Origin of the sequence: Actinomadura sp. BRA 177 (assembly GCF_013372625.1) — a bacterium.
Classification (GTDB): Bacteria; Actinomycetota; Actinomycetes; order Streptosporangiales; family Streptosporangiaceae; genus Spirillospora.
The window spans coordinates 1-25,505 of sequence record NZ_JABXFD010000385.1 but is presented as its reverse complement, the minus strand read 5'-3'; the positions used below and the strand labels follow the sequence as shown (position 1 = coordinate 25,505).

Below are 25,505 nucleotides of genomic sequence, written 5' to 3'. Positions count from 1 at the left end.
ATCCCGACGGCAGGTGACGGAATGGGGTTCGATGTCAGGGCAGACCGGGACACCCGAGGCGGGATGCACGGACGTGCTGCCGGGGTCGCGGTCCGCGCTGGATCCGGGCCGCGCCATCAAGCCCGGACGGCACGGCCTCTCCCCCGAGACCGTCGCCGGCATCCAGCGTGAACGGCTGATCGACGCGTTCGTCCAGGTCGTGTCCGAGCGCGGCTACGCGCACACCACGATCAGCCGGGTCACCGAGGGCGCCGGCGTCACGAAGAAGACGTTCTACGCGCACTTCACCGGCCTGGACGACTGCTTCCTCGCCGCCTACCAGCGCGGCATGGACATCCTGCTCGCCCGCATGACGCACGCCTACGAGTCGGCGCCGGACCGGCCGGACGGCATCCACGCCGCCCTGCGCACCCTGCTCGCCGCCCTGGCCCGCGAGCCCCGGTTCGCGCGGGTGTCGCTGGTGGAGGTGAACGCGGCGGGCCCGCAGGTCCGGCAGGCGCGGCTGGACAACCTCGCCCGGTTCCGCGACTTCCTCACCGGCCCGTCCCTGCCGTCCGTCCCGGTCGCCGTGGTGGACGCGATCGTCGGCGGCATCTACAGCGCGATCCACGTCCAGATGGAGACGGGCGAGGCCGCCGAACTCCCGTCGCTGCTCCCGTCCCTGACCTACTTCGCACTGCTGCCCCTGATCGGCCGCGAAGCCGCGTCCCGCTACCTCACCGATGACCGGCATGCAGGCTGACCGCGAAGGCCGGCCCGGGGTTCGTCAGCGCCTGCGGGCCGCCGTGCACGCGGATCCGGTTGGCGCGCAGCGGCCGCTCGGTGACACCGCGCTCAGTGATCGTCACGACGGCCAACTCCCCCGCGACCAGGGTGCTGACGCCGCCGTGCACGGTGCCTCCGTGGCCAGGCGGCCAGGTCGTCAGCCAGGTTCCGTCCTCTAGCGGGACGTCCTGCGGACGGTCGGCGTCGAACCGGACGAGCCGCCACCACTCGTCGGGACGTGCGGCCAGCGCACGGACGCGAGCGGCGAGCTGCCCCACGGTCGGCGGACGGACGGCGATGGCGCGGTCGTGCGGATCGTCCTGGCCACGCATGGTGAGATCGGGAACCACGGAAAGGTCCACGGGAAAAGGTCCTTCGTGTACGAGTGTCGGCCGGTGAGAACGGGTTCAGCGACAACACGAAGGACACAGCGCGCTGGCCGCGCGGCCCAGGGCCACGGAGCTGTCGATCGACACGCGCTTGGTCACGCCCCCAAGAACACACGCACAGCCGCCCCCTTGTCAAACCGATCACGCCGGTGTCAGCGACTGATGATCAGGTAGACGATCCCGCTCAGGAGCAGCGTCACGATCAGCGACCCGAGACAGCCGAGCCGGGACGAGAAGAAGAGGAACATACCGGGCCCCTACCCCGAAACCCCTGCTCATCGCCTCGTTGACCGGCGTGCCGCCGACGGCCCGGCCCTTGGGTGTGTTTTGACGCAAATTCAGGAGAAGTAAGGGTTTATCCCATTACGGCGCTCCTGGAGGAGCATGTGATCGCCGAAAACCGAACAGATGCCAACGAAGCAGCCCATATGGACGAGGTGGACGTGCATTACGGCGTCCATCACCCCACCGAGCCCGACGAGGAGCAGGTGCTCCGGGAGCTCTTCGGCGAACCGGACGCCGATGGGGTCTTCCGGGCCGAGAAGAAGATCAGCGCTGCGGCGACCGGCGCGACCGGGATGATCAGTGAGGCTCGGAAGTCGCTGGGAATGTCCGGCCGTCCTAACACCATCACCAGGGAGTACGCGTCCAGGCACGGGGACGCGTTCCTCAGGGCGGCCTGGTGCGACATGGCCGTCACCTACTGGGCGCGGCACAGTGGTAACACGACCGCCGTCCTACCTGCGGGAGATCGCGCATTTACAGTCTGGCATGCCCAGGATTTCCAAAGAGTCGGTTTTTGGCACAGCGGGACGACCGCCAGTGTCAACCAGGCGAAGGCCGGCGACATCGTGTTCTTCGACTGGGGCGCGTCCAACAACATCAGCGCGATCGACCACGTCGGCGTGGTCGAGGTCGTGCTCGGCGGCGGACGGCTGCAGACCATCGAGGGCAACACCGACGACGCGGTGAAGCGCCGCGTCCGCGGCTCCAACGTGATCGCCGGTTACGGACGGCCCTCCTACGGCGGGGGCAACTGGACGGAGGACATGGTGCGGAATCTCCCGGAGCTGAGCAAGGGCGACACCGGCGAGCATGTGCAGAGCGTGCAGGGGTTGCTGCTGGCGCGGAGTCATCCGGAGGTGCGGATGACGGGGACGTTCGACGACACGACCGAGGCGGCCGTCAAGGCGGTTCAGCGGTGGGGCGGAGTCGATGACGACGGCATCGTCGGTCCGATAACCTGGTCGGTTCTCCTTCGCGTGCACTAGCCAGTATTGCCCCAGACCTCGGTAAATAAGCGATGCAGGGGGCTAGTACGGGATTCAACCGCGGATTAGGTTCGTAGGACCGCCTTCCACGGAGGTGGCCCCGATGACGTGGCCTGACCAGCGCGCCCCGCCCTGGGGACGTCTCTTCTGCATGTCCACCCCGAGACGTCCCTGGGAGAGAAACGCATGCCACGTATCCGTGTCGAGGTCGACGGTGCGACGTACGAGGACGACGTCGAACCGCGCCTCCTTCTCGTCCACTATCTGCGCGAACGGCTGGGGAAGGTCGGGACCCCGGTCGGGTGCGACACCAGCAACTGCGGAGCCTGCACCGTCCTGATGGACGGGATGAGCGTGAAGAGCTGCTCCGTGCTCGCCGTCCAGGCGGACGGCCGCGACGTGACGACCGTCGAGGGCCTCGGCGTCGACGGCACCGTCCTCCAGCCCCCGCCCACCACCAATCAAGCGACGAGCTCCGCTCGGCAGCACCCCCTGCAGACGGCCTTCCACGAGGAGCACGCGCTCCAGTGCGGCTACTGCACGCCCGGCATGATCATGGCGTCGCTCGATCTGCTGCGGGAGAACCCCGACCCGTCCGAGGACGAGGTCCGGGAGGGCCTCGAAGGCAACCTGTGCCGGTGCACCGGCTACCAGAACATCGTCAAGGCGGTGCGGCGGGCGGCGAGCGACATGCGCGAGCCCGCCGGGCAGGAGGTGACGCCGTGACCGTGCAGGAGGTCGGCAGCCCGCGCAAGCGGTCGGAGGACGCCCGGCTCATCACCGGCCGGACCCGGTGGACCGACAACATGACGCCGGCGGGGACGCTGCACGTGGCGTTCCTGCGCAGCCCGATCTCGCACGCCCACATCACGAACGTCGACACGTCGCGCGCGAAGCAGAGCCCGGGCGTGGTCGCCGTGTACAGCGGTCAGGATCTCGCCGACGAGCAGGGGTCCCTGCCGTGCGCGTGGGTCGTGACCGAAGACATGAAGCACCCGGACCATCCGCCGATGGCGGTGACCGAGGTGCGCTACGTCGGCGAGCCCGTCGCCTGTGTCGTGGCCCGGGACAAGGCCGCGGCCGTCGACGCCCTGGAAGAGATCGACGTCGACTACGAGCCGCTGTCCGCGGTGGTGGACATGGAGTCGGCACTGGCCGAGGGCGCCGACCTCGTCCACGACGACCTGGGGACGAACAAGTCCTACACGTGGGTGTTCGAGAACGGAGATCTCGACGCCGCGATGAGGGACGCACCGGTCGTCATTGAGCGCCGCTACGTCCAGCAGAGGCTCATCCCCACGGCGATGGAGCCGCGGTCGGTGCTGTGCGTGCCGGAGGGGGACGAGTTCACGCTGTACTCGGCCACGCAAATCCCGCACATCCTGCGGCTGATGCTGGCCACGGTCACCGGTATCCCCGAGCACCGGCTCAGGGTCGTCGCACCGGACGTCGGCGGCGGTTTCGGCTCCAAGCTGCAGGTGTACGGGGAGGAAGTCCTCGCGCTGCTGCTGGCGCGCCGGCTGGGCCGTCCGGTCAAGTGGTCGGAGACGCGCAGCGAAGGCAACATGACCGTCCACCATGGACGCGACCAGATCCAGCGGCTCACGCTGGCGGCGGAGCAGGACGGCCGCATCCGTGGCCTGAAGGTGGATCTGCTCGCCGACATGGGGGCGTACCTGATGCTGGTCACGCCCGGCATCCCGCTGCTGGGCGCGTTCATGTTCAACGGCATCTACAAGATGGACGCGCTGTCGTTCACCTGCACGGGCGTGTTCACGACGAAGGTGCCCACCGACGCGTACCGGGGCGCGGGTCGTCCAGAGGCCACGTACGCGATCGAGCGCATGATGGACGAGCTGGCCGCCGAACTGGGCATCGACCCCATCGAGGTACGGCGCCGCAACTGGATCAAGCACGAGGAGTTCCCGTACGAGACGATCGCGGGCCTCACGTACGACTCCGGCAACTACGAGGCGGCGACCGACAAGGCCCTGGAGCTGTTCGAGTACGACAAGCTCCGCGCGGAGCAGGCCGACAGGCGCGAACGGCAGGATCCCGTGCAGCTCGGCATCGGGGTGTCCACGTTCACGGAGATGTGCGGCCTCGCACCGTCCCGTGTGCTGGGCTCGCTGTCGTACGGCGCGGGCGGCTGGGAGCACGCGGCAGTGCGTGTCCTGCCGTCCGGCAAGGTCGAGGTGATCACGGGTTCGTCCGCGCATGGGCAGGGCCATGAGACGGCCTGGGCGCAGATCACCGCCGACCGGCTCGGTGTCCCGTTCGAGGACGTGAAGGTCCTGCACGGCGACACGGCGATTTCGCACAAGGGCATGGACACGTACGGTTCCCGTTCGCTGGCCGTGGGCGGGGTCGCATTGTTCTCCGCATGCGAGAAGGTCGTCGACAAGGCCCGTACGATCGCGGCGCATCTGCTGGAGGCGTCCGAGCAGGACCTTGAGTTCACCGGCGGACGGTTCAGCGTCCGCGGCGTCCAGGAGGAGGGCAAGACGCTGCAGGAGGTCGCGCTGGCCGCGTTCGCCGCGCACGACCTGCCGGACGGCATCGAGCCCTCGCTCGACTCCGACGCCACGTTCGACCCGGACAACTTCTCCTTCCCGCACGGCACGCACCTGTGCGCGATGGACGTCGACACAGAGACGGGGATGGTGAAGATACGCAAGTACGTGGCGGTGGACGACGTGGGCAATGTCGTCAACCCGCTCATCGTGGAGGGGCAGGTCCACGGCGGGCTCGCGCAGGGCATCGCCCAGGCGCTGTACGAGGAGGCCGTGTACGACGCCGACGGCAACCTGACGACGACCACGATGGCCGACTACCTGATCCCGTCGGCGGCGGACCTGCCGACGTTCACGACCGACCGCACCGAGACGCCCGCGACGACCAACCCCATGGGCGTGAAGGGCGTCGGTGAGGCGGGCACGATCGCGTCCACCCCGGCGGTCGTGAACTCGATCGTGGACGCGCTGCGCCCGCACGGCGTGCACGACGTGCCGATGCCGTGCACGCCGGAACGCGTCTGGCGCGCGCTGCGCGGCGAAACCAAACCGGCGGCCGCCGAACCGGGCGCCGGCGGCGGGCTCGGCTCGGCCGGAGGTGACCAGTGATCCCCGCGACGTTCGACTACGTGCGGCCCGCCTCGCTGGACGACGCCGCGAGGGCGCTGTCCGACGCGGGCGAGGACGCGAAGGTGCTGGCCGGCGGGCAGAGCCTGATGCCGCTGCTGCGGATGCGGCTCGCCATCCCGGACGCGCTGATCGACCTGGACCGGATCGACGGGCTGCGGGAGATCCGCGACGACGGCGACGGGATCGTCATCGGCGCGATGGCGACGCACCACCAGGTGATCCGCGATCCGCTGGTGCGCGAGCACGTGCCATTGATCGCGGAGACGACGGAGACGGTCGCCGACCCGGCCGTCCGGCACCGCGGCACGTTCGGCGGGTCGCTGGCGCACGCCGACCCGGCGGGCGACCTCCCGGCGGTCGCGCTGGCGCTGGACGCGGTGTTCCTCGTCCAGTCCGTGCGCGGTGAGCGGGAGATCCCGGCGTCGGAGTTCTTCGTCGACTGGATGACATCGTCGATGGAGCCGGACGAACTGCTCGTGGGCGTGCGCGTGCCGAAGCTGGGCGCGGGCTGGGGCGTCCACTACGAGAAGTTCCATCGGACTGCGCAGGCGTGGGCGATCGTCGGTGTGGCGTGCGCCGTCCGCCGCAATGGTGACGGGATCGAGGACGCGCGGGTCGCGCTGACCAACATGGGTCCGGCACCCGTGCGGGCCAGTGCGGTGGAGATCGCCGTCCGGGGCGGGTCCGCGTCGGAGGACGCGTTCCGGACCGCCGCCGCGCAGGCGGCGGCCGGTACCGAACCGCCCACCGATCTGCACGGGTCGTCGGAGTACCGGACGCATCTGGCGACGGTGCTCACCGCGCGGGCGCTCGCGGCCGCCGCGGGCTGACGCGGATCGTGCGGCCGGGCCCCGCGGGGCCCGGCCGCATGATCGCCCCGCGCCCGGGTAACGGACTGCCTGTCGGTGGCCCCCACTGGCCACGGGCTGGGCCACCGCCGTAGGGTCGCGGACAAGTTCTCCGGACGATAAGGACATTGATCATGGAGCTCGACCACGATTTCACCGTCCCCGTACCGGTGGATCAGGCCTGGTCGGTGCTGCTCGACGTGGAGCGGGTCGCGGCCTGCATGCCGGGCGCCACGCTCGACTCGGTCGAGGGCGAGGAGTACTCGGGGCGGATGAAGGTGAAGGTCGGCGCGATGACCATCACCTACCGCGGCACCGCGCGGATCGTCTCGGCGGACGAGTCGGCCCGGGTCGTGACGATGGAGGCGTCCGCGAAGGAGGCGCGCGGCTCCGGCACGGCGTCGGCGACCGTCCAGGCGCGGCTGCACGAGCAGGGCGGCGGCACGACGCGGGTGACCGTGCACACCAAGCTGAACGTGACGGGACGGCCGGCGCAGTTCGGCCGCAACATCCTGTCCGAGGTCGGTTCGAAGATCATTTCGCGGTTCGCGAAGGCGCTGGCGACCGAGCTGGAGTCGTCCGGGGAGTCCGCGGTGGCCGCCGCGCCCGTTGAGAGCCCCGCCGAGGCCGCGAAGCCGGAGGTGGAGGCCGAGACCGGGGTGGCGTCCGCGAAGCCCGCGGAGCCGGCCGACAAGCCCGGCCCGGTGCAGGCCACGGACGAGGCCGCGGCACGGGCGGAGGCGGCCGTGCCGGAACGTCCCGCCCGGCGGCAGCTGCACGTGGCGGACGAGGACGACGCGATCGACCTGCTGGAGGTCGCGGGCCCGTCGGTCGCGAAGCGGGCCGTCCCGGCGGTCGGCGGCCTGGTCGCGCTGCTGCTGGCCGTCCGGTTCCTCGTCCGGCGGCGGCGCCGCAAGCGCTGACGCTTATCGGGGGTCAAACCGGGGTCAACGATCCGCCGGTGGACGGCGGCGACGGTGGAACGGGCCGCCGCCGATGCCGTCGGCTTGTCCCGTGGAAACCATCGAGCTTCAGCGGATCGCGCGGATCGAGGACGACAACTGGTGGTACCGCGAGCGGCGGGAGATCCTGTCCGCGGAGCTGCTGCGGTTCAGCGTGCCGGGGACGGCCGTCGACATCGGCGCCGCGTCCGGTGCGCACTGCCGGGTGCTGGCCGAGCACGGTTGGCGGGCGACCGGCATCGATCTGAGCCCGGCCGCCGTGGCGCTGGCGCGCGCGCACGGCGTCGAGGCGTATGAGGGTGATGCCCGCTATCTGCCGCTCCCGCCGTGCGAGTACGACCTCGCGCTGGCGCTGGACGTCCTGGAGCACATCGAGGACGACGCGCGGGCGGCGGCGGAGATCGCCCGGGTGCTGCGTCCGGGCGGGATCGCGCTGCTGTCCGTGCCGTGCGACATGGCGCTGTGGTCGGCGCACGACGTGGCGCTCGGCCGCGTCCGCCGTCACACCCGCCGCACGCTCGCCGAGCTGGTCGAGGGCGCCGGGCTGGTGCTGGAGGCGGTGTGGAGCCGGGGCGTGCTGCTCCGTCCGCTCCTGCGCCGGCTGAGGCACCGGACGGCGCGCCGCGAGGACCTGGCGCCATTGCATCCGCTCGCCAATGAGGCGCTGCGGCTGTCGGCCGCGCTGGAGCGGCGCCTGCCGGTGGTGTCCGGGCGCCCGGGCGTGTGGCTGTTCGCCCGAGCCCGTCGCCCCGGCTGACGCGTCATTTGAACACGCGGTCGACGATCCTGGCCGCGGCGTTGCCGTCGTCGTGGGGGCAGTACTTCACGAAGAAGCGGTCGTAGGCGTCGGCGTAGCGGTCTTCGCTGTCGGGCGCCGCCTTGACCGCCTTTGCGAGCGCCGCCGACGTCGACACGACCGGGCCGGGTGCCTCCGCCACCAGGTCGAGGTAGAAGCCGCGCACATGGTCGCGGTACCGCTCCAGGTCGGGCGTGTAGAGGATGATCGGGCGGCCTAGGACGGCGTAGTCGAACATGGCGGACGAGTAGTCGGTGACGAGCACGTCCGCCGCCATGTAGAGCTCGGCGATGTCGGGGTAACGGGACACGTCCATGACGAAGTCGTCCGCCGTCGAACGGGGCTTGTCGGTGACGAGGTGGTGCGTCCGCAGTAGGAGGACGTGGTCGTCGCCCAGGGTTCGCCGCACGGTTTCGACGTCCAGGTCCAGCGAGAAGCCCTGCTTACCGGGGCCGTGGCGGCGGTCGTCCCGCCATGTGGGCGCGTAGAGGACGACCTTCTTGCCGTCGGGGATTCCCAGGCGCTTGCGAACGCGCGTCCCGACGCTCTCCCATTCGGGAGTGCTGAGGATGTCGTTGCGCGGATATCCGGTCTCCAGGACGTCCCCGTCGTAGCGGAACGCCCGGCGCATGATCTGGGTGGCGTACGGACTCGGGGACACCAGCAGATCCCATCGCGGCACCTCCCACTGCATCCAGTCGTGGCGTTCGGTGCGCTGGTAGGGCATGTCCCGGAGGTCGTGGGCGAGGCGCTTCAGCGGGCTGCCGTGCCAGGTCTGGACGTAGGTCTGGCCGTCGCGCTTGAAGAACCAGGGCGGAAGCCCGTGGTTGGTGATGATGTGTCGCGCGCGCGCGAGGACGCGGTAGTGCTCGCGGCTTCCGGCCAGAACCGTCCTGGTCTTCACGTCGGTCGCGAAGTCGATGGAGAACTGGCCGTCCTGGGTGACCCACACGCATTCGAGGTCGGGGTTGCGTCGGGCGAGTTCCTCGTAGATGGCCCTGGGGTTGCAGCTGTACTGGGTCCCGTCATGGCTGTCGAAGACGACGATGTCCTTCAGCGGGCTTCGCAGATAGACGGGATAGTCGCGCTGCTGGAGCAGCAGTTGCGCGTGGCCGCCTCGCTCGTCGTCGCCCAGGGCGGGACGGCTCTCCAGCGTCAACGCGTCGATCTGGTGTACGCCGACCTCGAATTCGTGGGTGCCGACACGTCGCCGGTGGGGCAGGCCTGGGATCGCCTCACGTTCGACGACCACCGACACCTCGCCGGAACGCGCGCGCGCCAGCACGTCCCATGTTCCGCTGGTCAGCGGTAGGTCGGCGCCGAACACGGCCATCGTCGCGGGTGTGAACGCGGCGGTGAAGCGGTGCTGCTCCCAGGTGACGGGGATGCGGTACTCGTCGCCCGAGCGGCGCCGCCGCAGGACGAAGTGGTCGGGCCTGTCCTCCGGGTCGGCGAAGTCGCCGGTGAGGGTGAGGTGCCCGCCGGCGTCCCATTCGACGGCCCGGACGACGGGACGGAAGGTGCGCTCGACGGCGCGCAGGTTGCCGAACGCCGTCCGCGTGAGGGCCAGTTCCCGGCCGTCCCCCGGCAGCGCGAACCGGACGGGCTTGACGTTGCTCGCCACGGTGAGCCGCAGGGGGCCGCCTTCACCGGTCAGCCGGATATCCCAGTCGATGGCGTCCCGCAGGTGCGGCTGGTGGGGCGAGGAGCCGTCGCCGGTGGAGGTCAGCAATTCGAGCGGGAGCTTCGCCGTGAAGTCGAACCCGGTGCCCTCCGCCATGCGCAGGACGGACGACTGGCGCAGCGTCACCTCGCCGCGGATCTCCTCTCCCCCGTGCCGGCGGGCCGCGACCATGGCGACGCCGGCGCCGAGGGCCCGCCGCGTCCAGCCGGTCAGTTCGAGCACGTCCCCGTCGCGGCGGATCCGGGTGAGGACGGCCTTGGCCCGCTTGACGTGCACGACGAACACGTCGTCGTCGCCGGCCGCGGGCTGGACGGCCACGTGCTCGTCCACCTGCCGCGCCGCCGTCCAGCGCACGGCCGGGGCGGACGCGGTCAGCCGCTGCACCGCCCGGCGTCCCGCCGTGGACACCTCGGCGAGCAGCTCGTAGGTGGCCGTCCGCCATTCGTCGCCGTCCAGCAGGTACTCGGGCTCCACCCGCACGGTGAACCCGGACCAGTCGTAGGAGACGTTCGACTGGCCGGACAGTGCCGTGACCTCCGGGCAGCGGGTCCGTACCACCGGGAGCCGGATCTCTCTGCCGGTCTTCGCGTCCCGCATCCAGACGCGGATACGGGATTCGGTTTCTGCCGACACGTCGAGCTTGTCGAAGTGGGCGTGCCCTTCGACGATGAGGGTGTCGACGTCCCATTCGACACGGTCGACATCCGCCCACAGACCGATCTCGTCGGTGACGTCGTAGACGTCCAGGGGGATCTCGCGTTCCGCGTCGTCGAAGAAGGGGTAGCGGGCGTACCAGCGCGGACGGATCCGTCCCCTGGGGACGACCGGTACGTCCTGGAGCCCGTCCTCCTCGAACCGGAGCACGTCGAGCAGTTCGGGCAGCATGCGCTCGCGGAGCAGATGCAGGGCCAGTCGCCTGATCGCGTCCAGCCCGTCGGTGGCCGAACGGTCGGCGTCGGCGACGACCTCCGCGCCCAACTCGACCAGGCGTTCGCGTTCTTCCCAGGTCGTGGCGGGCAGGGCGAGCATCAGCTCGCGCACGTCCAGGTCCAGCGCGTACATGTCGTGGACGGCCAGAAGCTCCGGCGCATGGTCGTGGACGAAGTTCCGGACCTTCGCGAGGGTCGCCATCCGATCGGTGATGTGGGCGGGGTCAGGGCGGAGCCGCGTCGCCGTTCCCGGACGGTCGCGCCAGAAGTAGACGGTCGTGTCGAGCACGTCCACGACCGAGGCCAGAAGCTGGGTCTGGACGGCGACCAACGCGTCTTGGTCCGCGCCCAGCTCGAAGCGGTGCGCGTCCCAGAACGAACGCCGGTACACCTTGTTCCAGAGCGTCCGGTCTTGCAGGAGGGTGGGGTGACGGGTGACATGCGTCGACTTGAGGGTCTTCGTGTAGGGCTCGCTGTGCAGCGGTGACTGCCACACCTGTTCGCCGTCCAGGCACATGACGTTTCCGCCGGCGAGGTCCGATCCGGTCGCGTCGAGGGTGCCGACCAGTAGTTCGTAGGCGTAGGGCGGTAGCGCGTCCTCGCCGTCCGCGAAGGCCAGGTACCGGCCCTTGGCCTGCTCCACGCCGGCGTCGGCGGCCGATGCGGCGGGGCCCGGCTGGAGCAGCGTGAAGCGGTCGTCGTGCCCGGCGAACTCCTTGGCGACGGCCGCGCCGCCGTCGCCGGACCCGTCGTCCACCATGAGGACCTCGACATCGCGCAAGGTCTGGCCTGCGAGCGACTCCAGGCACTCGGCGAGGCGGCCGCCGGTGCTGCGGAACGGGACGACGATGCTGATCTGCGGGGACACGAGCGACTCCGTGTTGGGGTGAGCGGGGTTCTTGCGTGGAGTTGGTCAGTGACCAGTTGGTCAGTGACCGGGCTGGAGGACCCGGTCGAGCACGCGGGCGGCGGCGCGGCCGTCGTCGTGCGGGCAGTACCGGGCGGCGAAGGCGGCGCGCGCGTCCCGGTACCCGGTCTCCAACGCGGCCGGGTCGCGCAGCGCCTCGACGACCTCCCGGGACGTGCCCAGCAGCGGGCCGGGCGCCTCGGCGTCGAAGCCGAAGTAGAAGCCGCGCACGTGGTCGCGGTAGCGCTCCAGGTCGTAGGTGAAGAACACCATCGGCCGGCCGGTGACCGCGAAGTCGAACATGGACGACGAGTAGTCCGTGACCAGCACATCGCTGATCAGGAAGAGTTCGGAGATGTCGGGGTAGACGGACACGTCCATCACGCAGTCGCCCGGCTTCAGCTTCGGCCGGTCGGTGACGAGATAGTGCGTCCGCAGGAGCAGCACATGGTCGCGGCCCAGCGCCGCCCTGAACCGGTCGAGGTCGAATTCGAGGCGGAACGCGCGCTTGCCGATCGCGTGGTGGAAGTCGTCCCGCCAGGTCGGCGCGTACAGGACGACGCGCTTGCCCTCGGGGATCCCCAGCCGCCGCCTGACGGCCGCCGCGATCTCGTCGCGGTGCGGGCTGCTCAGAACGTCGTTACGGGGATAGCCGCTTTCGAGGACGTCCCCGTCATAGCCGAACGCTCGCCGGAACAGCGGCACGGAGAACGCGTTCTGCGCGAGCAGCAGATCCCACTGCGGGACGTCGTACTCCATCCAGTCGACGCCCTCGGTCCGCTTGTAGGGCATCTCCTTGACGTCGTACCCCAGCTTCTTCAGCGGCGTCCCATGCCAGCACTGCACGTACGTCTGGTCGTCGCGTTTGGTGAACCAGTCCCGCTGCGACCAGTTACCGAAGATGAAGCGCGCGCGGGCGAGCGCCTCATAGTGCTCACGCGTGCCGACCAGAACGGTGCGTGCACCCGTCGGCCGACCGAACTGACCGTTCTCGGTGACCCACACGCACTCCAGGTCGGTTTCGCGTCGCCGAAGCTCGTCATAGATGCCGCGCGGGTTGCACGAGTACTGGCGTCCCCGGTACGCGTCGAACACGGCGAGGTCGCGCACGGGCAGGTTGAGGTGGCGCCGGTAGTGCCCGGACCGGATCCGGCTCTGCGCGTAGGCTCCGCGCTCGTCGTCGTCCAGGGCGGTCTCGATCCGCAGGATCAGCTGCTCGGTCTTCTGCGCGCGGACGGTGATGCGGTGCAGGCCCGCCTCGAACGGCTCCGGCAGTTCGCGGAGGGTGTGGCGTCTGATGACGACCGGTTGTTCCTGCCCGCTGATGGTCGTGAGGACGTCCCAACGGCCTGCGACCAAGGGACGGGACAGCCCGAGCACGGGCATGCGTGCGGGAGCGAACTTCGCAGTGAAACGGTCGCCTTCCCAGAGCAACCTGACGATGTGTTCCTCGGACGACCGTCGCCGCCGGAGGAACAAGGATTCCGGCCGTCCGCCACGGTCGGTGCACGTGCCCGCCAGATGCAGCGCACCGTCGGACGACCAGGACAGCTCGTCGACGATGAGGGCCCGTCCGCGCACGACGATCCGCAGCGTGCTCCGCCGCGTCCGGGCGATCTCCAATTCACCGCCGGGGACGGGGAACGCGGTTCCGGCGGCGTCCTCGTCCAGGTAGGGGCGGACGCCGCCGGGCAGGCTGATCTCCCAGTCGCCCTTCCGCCGGGCCAGCCCGGCCACGGGCAGCCTGGCCCGGAAGCCTTCGCCGCCGACCCGTTCGACCGGGCCGGTCACCGTGGCGCGGCCCGCCTTCGGCACGGCGGTCAGGCGCGGCTCGTCGCCGAGCGGAACGCGGCTCCAGCCGTCCAGGCACAGGTCGCCGCGCTCCAGATGGCAGCCGACGACCGCCGCCGGCGTCCGCCGCACCTGCACCACGAACCGGTTCCGGGCCGCGACGCCCTGGACCAGGACGCCCGGCGCGCACTCCCGGTCGTCCGGCCACTGCCGGCCGGTGAGGCGCGGGTTCGCGAACGTGCAGCGCCGCCGCAGCCCCTGGTTGACGATCTCCACGCACGGGACCCAGTCGATGTCCCGCCAGCGGCCGAACATCTTCAGCGCCGCCGGGTCGATCTCCGCGACGAACCCGGACCAGTCGTAGGAGACCGCCGACTGCCGTGACCGGGCGGTCACGTCCGGCCGGCGGACCCGCCGCACCGGGACGCGCATCAGGCCGCGCTTGTTCGCCGCGACCAGCCACACCCGGATGCGGGAGCCGTCCTCGGTGGAGGAGTCCAGGTGCCGGATGTAGGCGTGCCCCTCGATGCGGAGCCGCCCGTCCGCCCAGGTGGCCCGGTCGATGGCGGCGACCGGCTTCAGCTCGTCGGTCACGTCGTACACATGCGCCGGGACGGCCCGCTCCTCGTCCTCGAAGTACGGGAACTCGGCGAACCAGCGGTGCCGCAGGCCGCGCCGGACCCGCGGCGCGTCCCCCGCCTTCCGGAGCTGGCCGAACCGCAGGACCTCCAGCAGCTCCGGCAGCATCCAGTGGCAGAGCAGGTGCAGTTGCAGGCGCGTCAGCGCGGGCAGCCGCTTCACCACGCGCGGGCTGATCTCCCGCGCCAGCGCGGCGCCCATGGCGACGAGTTCCTCGCGGTGTTCGTCCTGTGTCCTGGGGAGGGCCTCGAACAGGACGCGAAGCTCGATCGGGATGAGGGCGTGCTGGTCGTAGGCGTTCAGCAGGGTCGGCGCATAGCCGGCCAGCCCTTCGCGCAGTGCACGGGCCGATGCCATGCGCTGGCTGATGTTGCCCCAGTCGTAGCGGTCTTCCGTGATGGAACCGGGCCTCTTGCGCCAGTAGTAGACGGTCTGGCTCAGGACGTCCACGGACTGGGCGAGGGCGTGCGCGCGCGCCGTGACGGGCGGATCCTCATAGAAGCCCGTGGGGAATTCCAGAGCGGCCTTGTCCCAGAACCCACGCCGGTAGACCTTGTTCCACGGCGTACGGTCGCGCATGAGCACCGGCTTGGACGACACGTGCGTCCTCGAACACGACTCTGTGAAGACACCCTCGTGCAGCGGCGACTGCCATTTCCGGTCGGCGTCCATACGCTCGACGTTGCCGGAGGCGAAGTCGGACCCCGTCCGGTCAAGGGACCCGACCAGCCGCGCGTAGGCGTCGCGGTCCACGACATCGTCCGCGTCGGCGAAGGCCAGGTACTCGCCCCTCGCCTGCCGCACCCCCGCGTTGCGGGCCGGGCCGGGGCCCTCCTGCTCCCGCGCGAACAGGCGGAACCGCTGGTCGCGGGCGCACATCTCCTTGGCGATCACGGCGCTGCCGTCGGCGGACCCGTCGTCCACCAGGATCACCTCAAGGTCGCGCAGCGTCTGGCCGGCGAGCGACTCCAGGCACTCCCGGAAGTACTCCTCGGTGTTGTGGAACGGCACGACGACGCTGAGCTTCGGGGACATGGGGCCTCCTCCTCGCCCCACCGAGCATGGTGACGTTACGCCACCACATGAACACGCATCGCCATTGCCAATCCGTCCCCTGACGCAGACTTGACCTCATCTAGCCGCGATTTACCTGCGCATTACGGTCGCGCTGGACGGATCCCTGGGGCGACACCGGAGTCGGACATCGCGATGCGCACGCTCTCTGCGAGAGCCTCGAACTCGTCCGTGCGCGGCGATGTCGACCGGAAACCGAGCCCGATGCTGCGGAACGGCGCCGGCGGCGTGAACCGGTGCAGTTCAAGGTTCGGCGCACGGCCGGTCTCCACCGGCAGCGCGGTCTCCGGGACGAGCGTCACGCCAAGACCACCCGACACGAGCTGTACCAGCGTCGCCAGGCTCGTCGCGTAGGTCGCCGCAGCGGCGCGCGCACCCACGTCCCGGCAGACGTCCAAGGCCTGGTCGCGCAGGCAGTGGCCCTGGTTGAGCAAGAGGACATCGAGGTCGTTCAGCGTCTCGCGCGGTATCTCCTTATCGCCCAACTCGAACCCGGGAGGGGCGACGAGCACGAAGTCCTCGTCGTACAGGGCGATCTCCGTGACACCGGCGGCGGGCACGGGCAGCGCTAGGAGGACCACGTCCAGCCGTCCAGCGAGCAGTTCCGTGACGAGTTGCTCTGTCTGCTCCTCATGCACCGACAACTTCAGGTCGGGGAACTCCTTGGCGAGCCTGGGCAGGACGATGGGCAGCAGATACGGCGCCACGGTCGGGATCACACCCACCCTTAGCGGCCCCACCAGCGTCCCTTGGACGGCCTTAACTTCGTCTACCAGGCGATCCAGTTCCGCTAGAACGACCTCCGCCCGCCGCGCGACCCGCTCCCCAGCGGGGGTCAGCAGAACCTTCCGGGTCGTCCGCTCGACAAGACGCGTACCGAGGGTGTCCTCCAGCGCGGCCACAGCCCCGGAGAGGGCGGGCTGGCTCATGCGCAGCGCGGCGGCGGCGTCCCGGAAGTGCAGATGTTCGGCGAGCGCCAGAAACGCCCGCAACTGCGCCACCGTCGGTCTGCTGCTCGCCATCTCGATCGAACGTTACCCAATAACGATCACAGAACGTGACACCTCCCAGGTCGGACGGCGGTGTGTTTCACCACATCCACGCCCGGCGACAACCGCGCGGGCCGAACTGCACAGGCTGAACTTGACAGTCTGAGCTGTGCTTTTTAGCGTGGATAGGTGACCGAGAACGCCGAATTGTCCGGGTCGTCCGTCCAGGCGGCCCGGGAGTTGCGGGTGGTGTTCAGCCGCCTGCGGCGCCGGCTGAAGGAGTCCTACGACGTCGAGGGCCTCACCCCCTCGCAGACGTCCGCGCTCAGCCGGCTCAGCCGACAGGGCCCCGCGTCGACCAGCGACCTCGCCGCCGCCGAGCGAGTCCGGCCGCAGTCGATGGCCGCCACGCTGTCCGTGCTGGAGGAACGCGGCCTGATCCGCCGCGACCCCGACCCCGGGGACGGCCGCCGGATGCTGCTGTCCCCGACCGGCGCCGGTCTCGCCTACCTCGACGACAAGCGGCGGACCGGCGAGGAATGGCTGGCCCGCTCGCTGCAGGACCGCCTCACCGAACCGGAACGCCGCCACCTCATCGAGGCGCTGACGCTGGTGGAACGGCTCATCCAGCCGTGACACCGCGGACGGGCCTGTCCCGGCGGCTGCTCGGCGGCGGCGGGGACGGCTTCGACCGCAGACTCCTCGCGCCGATGCTCCTCGGCGCGGTGCTCAACCCGGTCAACTCCTCGATCATCGCGGTGTCGCTGATCCCGATCGGGCGGGCGTTCGGGGCGCCGCCGTCCAGCACGGCGTGGCTCGTCTCGGCGCTCTACCTGGCCACGGCGGTCGGCCAGCCCGTGGTCGGGCGGCTGATCGACCTCTTCGGCCCGCGCCGCCTGTACCTCACCGCGACCGCCCTGGTGGGCGCCGCGGGCGTCATCGGCGCGCTCGCCCCGAACCTGGGCGTGCTGATCGCCGCGCGGGTGCTGCTGGGGTTCGGCACCTGCGCCGGCTACCCGGCCGCGATGTACCTGATCCGGAGCGAGGCGCGGCGCACCGGGCGGAACAGCCCGGCCGGTGTGCTGACCGTCCTCGCGATCGCCACCCAGACCACCGCCGTCATCGGCCCGCCTCGGCGGGGTGCTGATCGGCCTCGGCGGCTGGCGGACGACCCTGGCGCTCAACATCCCCCTCGCCTTGGCAGGGTTCCTCCTCGGCGCACTACGCCTGCCACGAACACCGCCGCCTGCCCGTCCAGAGGGTCCACGACCGGTCGCCGTGCTGGAGGTACCGGGCATGGCGCTGTTCGCGGGGACGCTCCTGTCGCTCCTGCTGTTCCTCATGGACCCACGAGTGGACCGCCTGTACCTGCTCGCGTTGGCGGCCGTCGCGGCGGCGGTGTTCGTGCTGCGCGAACTGCGGGCGTCCAGGCCGTTCATCGACGTACGGGTCCTCGGCGGCAACCTGCCGCTGATCACCACCTACACCCGCGCCCTGCTCGCCTACGTCGTCTCCTACTCCGTCCTCTACGGCTACACGCAGTGGCTGCAAGAGGGGCGTGGGCTGTCGCCGTCCCATGCCGGGCTCCTCCAGTTGCCGCTGTTCGCGACCGGGATCGCCGTGGCCGCCGCCACTGGACGGCGCAGCGCGGTCCGCAGCAAGCTGCTCGTCGCCGCCATCGGGCAGATCACGGCGTGCGTGCTGCTCCTGGGGTTGCATTCCAACAGCCCCATCTGGCTCCTCGTGGCCATCACCGTGGTCTTCGGTGTGCCGCAGGGCCTGACGAGCCTCGCGCTGCAGAACTCCGTGTACCACCAGGCCGACCCGGAACGCGTGGCCTCCTCGGCGGGCCTGCTGCGCACCTCCGGTTATCTCGGCGCCATCCTCGCCTCGTCCGCCACCGCCGTCTTCTTCGCCGAACGCGCCGACACCCCGGGCATGCACCACCTGACCTGGTTCATGCTCACCGTCGCTGTGCTGTTCCTGGCGGTGACGCTGGCCGACCGCTCACTCCGCCACGTCAGCGGATCGGCAGCCGATCCGGATGCGGGATCGGAGCCCCGGGGTCGGCGACACGGCTCGTGAACGTGCCGTGGAAGCCGAACGGTAGATGGTGCTTCAACCGCAGGGTGGCGACATGTTCCAAGCCGCGGGCGTCCAGAATGCTGAGTTGCGACCGGTGCTCTGCGGCGAGATAGACCACGGCCAGCAGCCACCCATCGTCCTCGGCCGCATCAGGCGTTCGAGGGACGAAGATGGGCTCGCCTACGTACGTATGCGGTCCCGTCTCATGCAGCTGCGTGCGGCCGGTGTCGTTGTCGACCTTCAGAACGGTGTCGTACTGACCGCTCGGTCCCGTCCGTCCCGCCATGTAGGTGTAGCGGTGCTGACGTGTAGAGCGACGCCAGTCGTACTGCGGGAACTCGCCCGGCAGGTCGGCCAACTGCGTCTCGATCACACGTCCCGACGGCGTGATGCGGTACCGCATGAGCCTGCTGGACGGCAGCCCGGGGAACCGCGTGCGGAACTGGGTGAGGTCGCGCCGGATCGCGTCGAAGTCGTCGAACAGCACCATGTCGACGACCGTGTCCGTGCCGTCCTCGAAGGCGTTGGCGACATGCAGGTGGACGAGCGTCTCATGCTCGATGATCCGTGCCGGGCCGCCGTTGCGCGGGACGAGCACGAACCGCGTCCCCTTCTCCGGACGGTGCCGGATCGCGTCGAAGATGGCCCCGCCGCTCAGCATCGTGCGCAGGTCGAACATGTACGGGTCCAGGACGAACACCATGTGCTCGCTGGTCAGCGCCACATCGTGGTTCCAGGGCATGTTCAGCATCCGCACCTTGGCGAGCCGCCGCATCCGCCCCTGTCGGTCGACCTTCCAGCAGTTCAAGGACGGGAACGGCGCGAATTCCTGGCCGAAGTTGAACATCTCCCCCGTCACCGGATCCCACTTCGGATGAGCGGAGAAGGCCTTCAGCATCCCCTTCAGCCGCCCGCTGAAGTCCTCGACGCCGAAGGTCTCCAGGGTGTCCGGGTCGAGCCGGTAGGGCGGGCCGCCCTCCCATAGCGCCAGCAGCCGATCAGCATGCACCGCGACCCCGGTATTGGCGGCATTGGCGGGCCCCTTCGACTTAGCGAAATTGACCCAGAACCCGCCCGGCAGAGCCGTCCCGACACCGGGCTTCCGCGCCTGGCCGGCGACCATCCCGTCCCGGAACTGCGGCGTCCGGACATACCGGTTGCGGAACCGGACTGACCGCCCGTCAAAGCTGAATTGCGAAACCATCCCGTCGCCGTCGAAGAGATGGTGCATCAGCGTGCGCCCGACCTCCCACTTCCCCGGCCCGATCCGGTACAGCGTCCCGGTCAGCTCACGCGGCAGTTCCCCCTCGACCTCGTCGATGACGTAGTCGTGCTCGTGCATCAGCGGGGCGAAGATCTTCCCCATGTCCGGAGTGGTGGTCAGCGCCACGGAGGGCCTCCCCATCTGGCTACAGCCGTTTCCAGAAACCTAAAATCTGGCAACGCCTGTGTCAAGATTGCGGGGTGAGTTCCCGCACCTACGGCGGCGTCACCGCCGACCGCCGCCGCGCCGACCGCCGCACCGCGCTCCTGGAGGCCGCACTCGACCTGCTCGGCACCGAGGGCCTGCGCGCCACGTCCCTGCGCGCGGTCTGCGCCCGCGCCGGCCTCAACCCGCGCTACTTCTACGAGAACTTCACCGGCCTGGACGCACTGCTGACCGAGGTCTACGACCGCATCATCACCGAGATCACCGACGCCGTCGCGCAGGGAGTCGCCGGCGCCCCAGACGCCGACCTCCGCACGACCGTCCGCTCCGCCGCCGCTGCGGCGCTCGCCGTGGGCACCGCCGACCCCCGCAAGGCCCGCGTGGCGCTGATCGAAGCACCCGCCAGCCCCGTCCTGCGCACCCGCCAACGCGCCGCCCACCGCCGCAACGCGCTCCTCGTCATCGACTACGCCCGCACCTTCTACGACATCCCGCCCACCGCCGACGCCCAACTGCACTTCACCGCCACCATGCTGGTAGCGGGCTGGAGCGAAAACCTGATCGCCTGGCTGGACGGCGACCTGCCCGCCACCCCGTCCACCCTGGCGGACATGTTCGCCGACGCCGCCGAAGCCCTCGCCACCCACGCCGCCACCCATCCCCGCTGAACACAGCCGGGGCGGGTGGCCGCCTTCGGCCTTTCTTCTTGCAGGCGGTGACCCGGTCCATCTGGCGCAAGATCCGCTCGACTGCTTGAGTTGGGAGGCTCAGTTGCGACGTGACCCCCCAAGGAGTTCAAGGCATGTCAGCAGATGCCCCCGACGTACCGGTTCCGGCACCAGCCGCACGCGGGCAGCGAGTCCTCGACCTCCTGGACAAGGCGATCAACGCCCAGAGCCCGCTGGTGCTCAAGAACATCGCCCGGGCCCGCCAGCGGAACCCGGAGGCGACGCCGGCGCAGGTGATCCGGAACCTGGAGCGGATGTACGTCAGCGCCTTGACCGGGACGGGCGCCGCAGTGGGCGGAACCGCGGCCGCGCCCGGCGTCGGCACGGGCGTCGCACTGGCACTGTCGGCAGGCGAGACTTTCTCATCTCTTGAGCTGAGCGTCCTCTTCGCGCTCTCGATCGCCGAGGTCCACGGCGTCCCTATCGACGAGATCGAGCGCCGCCGGACGATCGTGATGGGCATCATGCTCGGCGGGTCCGGCACCGCCACCATCTCCAAGGTCGCCGAGCGTACGGGACAACACTGGGGACGCCAGGTCGTCACCAAGGTGCCGGTCGAGACGTTGCGTCAGATCAACAAGATCCTGGGGAAGAACTTCATCACGAAGTACGGGACCAAGCAGGGAGTCATCGTTCTCGGTCGAGTGGCACCGTTCGGCATCGGCGCTGTGATCGGTGGCGGCGCCAACGCTGCCATGGCCACCCTGACGGTACGGGCCGGTCGTCGCGCATTCGGCCCGCCCCCGCCGTCATGGCCAGGGGAAACGCCCAGCACACCGCCAAACGAGAACTCGCACGACTGACCGGCGCAACCCGAGTTCGACCGCGATGCACGTTGGCCGCTCGCCCGCGCCTCGGGGACGCGGGCGAGCGGCTCAGTCAGTCGCGGTGGGGCTTCTCGTTGGTCCAGCCTGCCGAGGTGACCGTCGTGTAGCTGAGGACGTCTCCGGGCTTCCGCTTGGGGACGTCCACGGCGAGCACCTCGAAGGACATGAGGCGGTACGTCTCCGGGTCGAGGACGACGCGCGTCTCCGTCCGGGCGTCGCGCATCGCAAGCCCGATTCCGGTGCGGCCCTTGGCGTCCTTCACCTCGCCGACCGCCCGCACGCCCGGAACGTCCGCCATCGCTCTGAAGACCACCGACCGTCCACGCGACGGGACGGGGTTCAAGGTGATGAGCCGGAGCCCCTTCCAGAGGTAGTCGACCGCGGCAGTCCCGTCGGGCTCGAGCATGAAGGTCTTGTACCGCTCGGGATCCTCACCGAACCGCTGGAGCTGCTGCTCAAGGGTCAGCATCTGAAATTCGCACTCGCTCGTCCGGTCGGCGTTGGCCGCGCACTTCTTCTTGATGTCCGCCGGGTCGTGCTGCGCCAGCGCGGCCTTCTTCTGCTCCGGTGTCGCGACCTGCTTCTCCCAGCCGACCTTTCCCAGGTCCTTCGTGGTCAGCGTCAACCAGTGGCCGTCCGCCCACACGCGCATGCTCTGCGGCGAACCGGCCTTCTCCCAGGCGTCGGCGTCCTTCGGCGTGAGCGGCCTCGCGCCGGGCGCCACCATGGCGTACTCGACGTCGGGATCGGAGCTTGACCGCGCCTTCCAGCGATCCCACCTGTCGGCGTAGGCGATCGAGTAGCCGTCTGCTCCCCCGACGCGGTACACGTTCCCCACTTCGGTCACGACGTGCCAGTAACGTCCGGTGGGCTCGTTCATCGCGTGATCGGCGGCGGCGAGCAGGATGCGCCGCGCACCGGGGTCCGGGCTCCCGGGACTGCCCTCCGTGGTGCCGCCGGTGAGCAGCGCGGCGGCCCCCACCGCCATGGCGGCGGCGGCCCCCGCCAGCCCGAACACGGGACGCCGGCCGACCCGGCGCGGCGCCACGGGCTTCCCCGCCTGCATCCGCCGCCGTCCCTCCGCAATGACCTCCTCGGACGGCGGGTCCTCCAGCAGCAGTGCGCGGATCATGCGGTCGTCATTCATCGCTGTCCTCCCCGAGGGCGGCCTTCACCTTGGCGCGGGCGCGGCTCAGCCGCGACGTGACCGTGCCGTAGGGCACGCCGAGCGCTTCCGAAATCTCCTGGTTCGACAGTTCGCTGAGCGCGCTGAGCAGCAGGACGTCCCGCTGGCCCTGCGTCAGCGAACGCAGCGCCCTGGCGAGGCGCGGTTGCAGGCCCTCGGCCCGCACCCAGTTGACGACCTGCTCCTCGTGCCCGCCGTCGACCGCCTCCGGACCGGCCTTCGCCAGCGCCCGGTACCGGCGCGACTCCTGCCGCCGGTGCTGCGCCACCAGATTCGTGGCGATGCCGAACAGCCAGGGGCGGATGCTCCCCCGCTCCGGATCGAACCGGTCCCGCCGGTGGAGCGCGATGACGAACGTGTCGGCGGCGATGTCGTCCGCCACGTCCCGTCCCAGCCGTCCCGCGATGTAGCGGTGGATGTCGGTGAAATGCTCGTCGTAATGCACCGCGAAGTCGTCGGCCTGACGCGGTTCGGGCCGCACGATCCCCGCGCCCTTCACGCCCGGTGACCTGTCATTGAGGTACCTCTCTGCGAACGGTGTGGTCACCCCTCACTCCGCCGCACCCCAGGATCCTGCTCCCACCTACGTGATCACGACGAGATCATCGTGACCCGGCCCGACCGCGACCCCGCCGTCGTGATCAGCCTGCGCGAGTACGAGTCGCTGAAGGAGACGGCGTTCCTGCTCGGCATCCCCGCCAACGCCCGCCATCTCGCCGCCTCGATCGAGAGCCTGCGCGGCGGCCTGCCGCAACGGTCACGAAGGCATCGGCAAAGCCGGGCTCCGGATCAAAGGTCGTAGCGCCCCGCCTTGACCCGAGCCACCAGCCCGGCAAACTGCTCTTTCACGACGACCAGACACGGCCCCGAGACGTCCTTGCTGTCCCGAACCCCCACCCCGCGCACAAGGCCGGCCAGTTCAACACAGTCAGTCGCCCCGCCGGTCTGGCTATGACTGCTCTTCCGCCAGACATACGCAACGGCGGCCACCTCAACGCAGTCGGTCGTGCCGCCACCGTGGCTATGGCTGCTCTTCCGCCAACGCGGCGGGTAGGCGACAACGCCGCTCACATCAGAGGTCAAGCCGGCCGCCCTTGATCCGAGCCACGAGAGCCGCCAAGTTCGTCCTGCTGACCACCAGGTGCGCAGCGGAGGGGTTCTTACTGTCCCGAATCCCGACGGCACCCTCCAGGGAGGCAAGCTCCACACAGTCGGAGGTTCCGTGGGTCTGGCTGTAGCTACTCTTGCGCCACCGGGACTCGGCCCAGCTTTCCAACCTCACGTCGGCTCCAGGGATCGCAGCTCAAAGGTCGCACTCCCCAGCCTTGACCCGAGCCACAAGATCAGCAAGGTGCTCTTTCGCGATGACCAGATGCGGCCCCGACGCATCCTTGCTATCCCGAACACCCAACCCGCACGCAAGGGCGGCCAACTCGACACAGTCAGTCGTACCGCCGGTTTGGCTGTAACTGCTCTTACGCCAGTTCGTCAAGCCGCTCACTCATTCCTCCTAGGTACTCACGAGACTGATCTTCGCTCCAGGCACGTGCCGCGATCCGGTTGAAGCGGAGTGCCACGGCTGCCGCCTCTACCTGGTCATCAATCACCCGTCCCACTCCTAGCGCACCACCCGAGAACGCTGCGTGGCGGCGGTTGGGCAGCGTGAAGCAGTGGAACGGACCATCGATGCCGACGTGGGGCGCTGCCCTCAGCGGAAGGATTCGGATCGACACGTGGAACAATCTACCCATTTGTAGTAGGTGTTCCCACTGGGCCTCCATCACTTCCGGAGGCCCCATCGAGCGCAGGGCGACCTGATCCAAGACGGCCCAAATCTCGGGACGTCCGTCCAGCATGGCGTCTTGGAGCTCCATCCGCCTCTCAAGAGCCCCATCGACATCGTCCAGGAAGCCGGCAGCATGCCCTGCCTCCAACATTCCCCTCGTGTAGTCCTCGGTCTGGAACGGCAGAGGCACGTAGTTGCTAGCGAACATGTAGTGCTCGATGGCCCGGCGTTGGTAGCGGTCGAGGCGGGATGGGGCATTTGCGTCGATTCCGAGTTTTGCGTAGCCCAGCCAGATTGTGAACACTCCGCCCGTGTCGAACGTTTTGTCCAGGGCGGTGCACTCACGGGTGCCGAGTTGCTTGTCGCCGGACTCGTATTTGGAAACCTGGCCGATCGAGCAGTTGAGGATCTTGGCGAGGTCGGCCTGGGTCAGGCCGCGCTGCAGGCGCAGGAAGCGCAGGTAGTAGGCCATGAACGCGTAGATCGATTCGTGCGGGTCGGGGGAAGGCCGGACCATGATCGCGCACCTCCGCACTTCATTCATTTTCTGATGTTGTCGGCAACAATGACGCGCATATGACGAGCTTGTCAATCTGTGGCGCGGAACACGGAACTGTCCGCAACAGAGGCGATCATGGGAATGAGTAGCGACAAATTCCGCAAGGATGACTTCATAGACGAAACGGACCCGCTTCCGGCCGTCCGGCCGGTGGAGGGGCGGTGGGCCGAGCCTTATCGGGCGCGGGGCACCGGGCTGTGGACGGTGCATCTGCGCCGGCCCGAGGCGATCCGGAACGGCGACGGCCGGCTGGTCGCCACGCTCACCGCGAGCGACCTCCACACGCTCGGCGACCTCATGGCCCAGCAGGACGGGCTGGCCTGGGAAGGCCGGCGGTGAGCGCCGTGATCGAGGGGACGTCGGCGCTGCGCCGGAGCCTTCTCGCGACACCGGACGCCATCCGGGAGGGGCGTCTCATCGTGGAGTCGCAGGCCCTCCAGTGGAGGCTTCCGCAGAGCACGGTGGACGACGCGGTCCTCGTCGCGTCCGAGCTGCTGACGAACTCCGTCCGGGCGGCGCGGAACCAGCCGGTTACGCTGCGCCTGGCCCTCGTCCCCGATGGGCTGCGCGTCGAGGTGTGGGACACGTCCCCGGAGAAGCCGCGGGCGTCCACGCCCGATCTGACGATGCCGACGGAGCCCATGCCGGACGACGCGCCAGACCCGGGCGGGTGGGGTTCCGTCTCTTAAACCCATCTCACACTGCCAACGAAGCGGCG

General features: G+C 69.7%; 25 protein-coding genes and 1 pseudogene. 15 read left to right on the top strand and 11 right to left on the bottom strand.

Features of this window, described 5'->3' with window-relative positions; genetic code table 11:
- The first annotated feature begins 31 nt into the window (after positions 1-31).
- A complete protein-coding gene (locus HUX53_RS22640; protein ID WP_176405221.1) occupies positions 32-742 on the top strand; it encodes a TetR/AcrR family transcriptional regulator in 711 nt (236 codons plus the stop codon).
- Here the strand turns inward: HUX53_RS22640 and HUX53_RS22635 are convergent.
- Positions 717-1,127, bottom strand: coding sequence for a cysteine dioxygenase (locus HUX53_RS22635; RefSeq protein ID WP_176405220.1), 411 nt, complete (start codon positions 1,125-1,127; stop codon positions 717-719). The two genes, HUX53_RS22640 and HUX53_RS22635, sit on opposite strands and share 26 nt — an antisense overlap.
- 455 nt (positions 1,128-1,582) lie before the next feature.
- On the opposite strand from HUX53_RS22635, the gene HUX53_RS22630 reads away from it, so the two are divergent.
- From HUX53_RS22630 to HUX53_RS22605, 6 genes are all read left to right on the top strand, one after another.
- Positions 1,583-2,425 (top strand): peptidoglycan-binding protein, encoded by an 843-nt coding sequence (locus HUX53_RS22630; RefSeq protein ID WP_255205520.1) that lies wholly within the window; start codon positions 1,583-1,585, stop codon positions 2,423-2,425.
- Between the two features lie 186 nt (positions 2,426-2,611).
- Positions 2,612-3,151 carry a (2Fe-2S)-binding protein gene (locus HUX53_RS22625; RefSeq protein ID WP_176405219.1) on the top strand — a complete coding sequence of 180 codons (540 nt, stop codon included), beginning with the start codon at positions 2,612-2,614 and terminating at the stop codon, positions 3,149-3,151.
- Positions 3,148-5,547 (top strand): xanthine dehydrogenase family protein molybdopterin-binding subunit, encoded by a 2,400-nt coding sequence (locus HUX53_RS22620; RefSeq protein WP_176405218.1) that lies wholly within the window; start codon positions 3,148-3,150, stop codon positions 5,545-5,547. Before HUX53_RS22625 ends, HUX53_RS22620 begins: the two co-directional genes overlap by 4 nt.
- Positions 5,544-6,398 (top strand): xanthine dehydrogenase family protein subunit M, encoded by an 855-nt coding sequence (locus HUX53_RS22615; protein ID WP_176405217.1) that lies wholly within the window; start codon positions 5,544-5,546, stop codon positions 6,396-6,398. Before HUX53_RS22620 ends, HUX53_RS22615 begins: the two co-directional genes overlap by 4 nt.
- 152 nt (positions 6,399-6,550) lie before the next feature.
- Positions 6,551-7,339: an SRPBCC family protein gene (locus tag HUX53_RS22610; RefSeq protein ID WP_255205519.1), complete on the top strand. Its 789-nt coding sequence runs from the start codon at positions 6,551-6,553 to the stop codon at positions 7,337-7,339.
- A gap of 91 nt (positions 7,340-7,430) precedes the next feature.
- A complete protein-coding gene (locus HUX53_RS22605; RefSeq protein WP_176405215.1) occupies positions 7,431-8,135 on the top strand; it encodes a bifunctional 2-polyprenyl-6-hydroxyphenol methylase/3-demethylubiquinol 3-O-methyltransferase UbiG in 705 nt (234 codons plus the stop codon).
- A gap of 4 nt (positions 8,136-8,139) precedes the next feature.
- Here HUX53_RS22605 and HUX53_RS42610 read toward each other — a convergent pair whose 3' ends face one another.
- From HUX53_RS42610 to HUX53_RS22590, 3 genes are all read right to left on the bottom strand, one after another.
- Positions 8,140-11,655, bottom strand: coding sequence for a bifunctional glycosyltransferase/CDP-glycerol:glycerophosphate glycerophosphotransferase (locus HUX53_RS42610; RefSeq protein ID WP_176405214.1), 3,516 nt, complete (start codon positions 11,653-11,655; stop codon positions 8,140-8,142).
- A 60-nt stretch (positions 11,656-11,715) separates the two neighbouring features.
- A complete protein-coding gene (locus HUX53_RS22595) occupies positions 11,716-15,159 on the bottom strand; it encodes a bifunctional glycosyltransferase family 2 protein/CDP-glycerol:glycerophosphate glycerophosphotransferase (RefSeq protein ID WP_176405213.1) in 3,444 nt (1,147 codons plus the stop codon).
- 122 nt (positions 15,160-15,281) lie between these two features.
- Complete coding sequence (locus HUX53_RS22590; RefSeq protein WP_176405212.1) at positions 15,282-16,220, bottom strand: LysR substrate-binding domain-containing protein; 939 nt, start codon at positions 16,218-16,220, stop codon at positions 15,282-15,284.
- Positions 16,221-16,376: 156 nt separating this feature from the next.
- Here HUX53_RS22590 and HUX53_RS22585 point away from each other — a divergent pair, with 156 nt between their 5' ends.
- From HUX53_RS22585 to HUX53_RS22580, 3 genes and pseudogenes are all read left to right on the top strand, one after another.
- Entirely contained in the window at positions 16,377-16,823 is a 447-nt protein-coding gene (locus tag HUX53_RS22585) for a MarR family transcriptional regulator (RefSeq protein WP_309237373.1), read from the top strand.
- Positions 16,727-17,257 (top strand): annotated as a pseudogene (locus tag HUX53_RS43115) (MFS transporter); the annotation flags it as partial. The gene HUX53_RS22585 and the pseudogene HUX53_RS43115, both read left to right, overlap by 97 nt.
- Positions 17,258-17,327: 70 nt before the next feature.
- Positions 17,328-18,272, top strand: a complete 945-nt coding sequence (locus HUX53_RS22580) for an MFS transporter (RefSeq protein WP_217919766.1) — start codon at positions 17,328-17,330, stop codon at positions 18,270-18,272.
- On the opposite strand, the gene HUX53_RS22575 is transcribed toward HUX53_RS22580, so the two are convergent.
- Entirely contained in the window at positions 18,208-19,662 is a 1,455-nt protein-coding gene (locus tag HUX53_RS22575) for a carotenoid oxygenase family protein (RefSeq protein ID WP_217919765.1), read from the bottom strand. The genes HUX53_RS22580 and HUX53_RS22575 overlap by 65 nt on opposite strands.
- A gap of 74 nt (positions 19,663-19,736) precedes the next feature.
- Between HUX53_RS22575 and HUX53_RS22570 the strand changes: the two genes are divergently transcribed.
- Together HUX53_RS22570 and HUX53_RS22565 are read left to right on the top strand one after the other, a co-directional pair.
- A complete protein-coding gene (locus tag HUX53_RS22570; RefSeq protein ID WP_176405211.1) occupies positions 19,737-20,369 on the top strand; it encodes a TetR family transcriptional regulator in 633 nt (210 codons plus the stop codon).
- Between the two features lie 236 nt (positions 20,370-20,605).
- Positions 20,606-21,232 (top strand): hypothetical protein, encoded by a 627-nt coding sequence (locus HUX53_RS22565; protein WP_309237372.1) that lies wholly within the window; start codon positions 20,606-20,608, stop codon positions 21,230-21,232.
- Positions 21,233-21,308: 76 nt separating this feature from the next.
- On the opposite strand, the gene HUX53_RS22560 is transcribed toward HUX53_RS22565, so the two are convergent.
- Both HUX53_RS22560 and HUX53_RS22555 read right to left on the bottom strand, forming a co-directional pair.
- On the bottom strand, positions 21,309-22,403 hold the full coding sequence (locus HUX53_RS22560) for a hypothetical protein (RefSeq protein ID WP_176405210.1): 1,095 nt from the start codon (positions 22,401-22,403) through the stop codon (positions 21,309-21,311).
- Positions 22,396-22,989 (bottom strand): RNA polymerase sigma factor, encoded by a 594-nt coding sequence (locus HUX53_RS22555; RefSeq protein ID WP_309237371.1) that lies wholly within the window; start codon positions 22,987-22,989, stop codon positions 22,396-22,398. The genes HUX53_RS22560 and HUX53_RS22555 overlap by 8 nt, the downstream gene beginning before the upstream one ends.
- Between HUX53_RS22555 and HUX53_RS22550 the strand changes: the two genes are divergently transcribed.
- Positions 22,957-23,244 carry a type II toxin-antitoxin system Phd/YefM family antitoxin gene (locus HUX53_RS22550; protein ID WP_176405234.1) on the top strand — a complete coding sequence of 96 codons (288 nt, stop codon included), beginning with the start codon at positions 22,957-22,959 and terminating at the stop codon, positions 23,242-23,244. The two genes, HUX53_RS22555 and HUX53_RS22550, sit on opposite strands and share 33 nt — an antisense overlap.
- Here the strand turns inward: HUX53_RS22550 and HUX53_RS22545 are convergent.
- Genes HUX53_RS22545 through HUX53_RS22530 form a run of 4 tightly spaced genes read right to left on the bottom strand, consistent with a single transcriptional unit; the run spans position 23,232 to position 24,772 of the window.
- Positions 23,232-23,525, bottom strand: coding sequence for a DUF397 domain-containing protein (locus HUX53_RS22545; protein ID WP_217919764.1), 294 nt, complete (start codon positions 23,523-23,525; stop codon positions 23,232-23,234). The two genes, HUX53_RS22550 and HUX53_RS22545, sit on opposite strands and share 13 nt — an antisense overlap.
- Positions 23,515-23,724 carry a DUF397 domain-containing protein gene (locus HUX53_RS22540; RefSeq protein WP_309237370.1) on the bottom strand — a complete coding sequence of 70 codons (210 nt, stop codon included), beginning with the start codon at positions 23,722-23,724 and terminating at the stop codon, positions 23,515-23,517. The genes HUX53_RS22545 and HUX53_RS22540 overlap by 11 nt, the downstream gene beginning before the upstream one ends.
- A gap of 21 nt (positions 23,725-23,745) precedes the next feature.
- Positions 23,746-23,943: a DUF397 domain-containing protein gene (locus HUX53_RS22535; protein ID WP_176405209.1), complete on the bottom strand. Its 198-nt coding sequence runs from the start codon at positions 23,941-23,943 to the stop codon at positions 23,746-23,748.
- Positions 23,918-24,772: a helix-turn-helix transcriptional regulator gene (locus tag HUX53_RS22530; protein WP_176405208.1), complete on the bottom strand. Its 855-nt coding sequence runs from the start codon at positions 24,770-24,772 to the stop codon at positions 23,918-23,920. The genes HUX53_RS22535 and HUX53_RS22530 overlap by 26 nt, the downstream gene beginning before the upstream one ends.
- A gap of 96 nt (positions 24,773-24,868) precedes the next feature.
- Here HUX53_RS22530 and HUX53_RS22525 point away from each other — a divergent pair, with 96 nt between their 5' ends.
- Entirely contained in the window at positions 24,869-25,126 is a 258-nt protein-coding gene (locus tag HUX53_RS22525; protein WP_176405207.1) for a PDC sensor domain-containing protein, read from the top strand.
- Entirely contained in the window at positions 25,123-25,476 is a 354-nt protein-coding gene (locus HUX53_RS22520; RefSeq protein ID WP_217919763.1) for an ATP-binding protein, read from the top strand. Before HUX53_RS22525 ends, HUX53_RS22520 begins: the two co-directional genes overlap by 4 nt.
- Positions 25,477-25,505 lie beyond the last annotated feature (29 nt).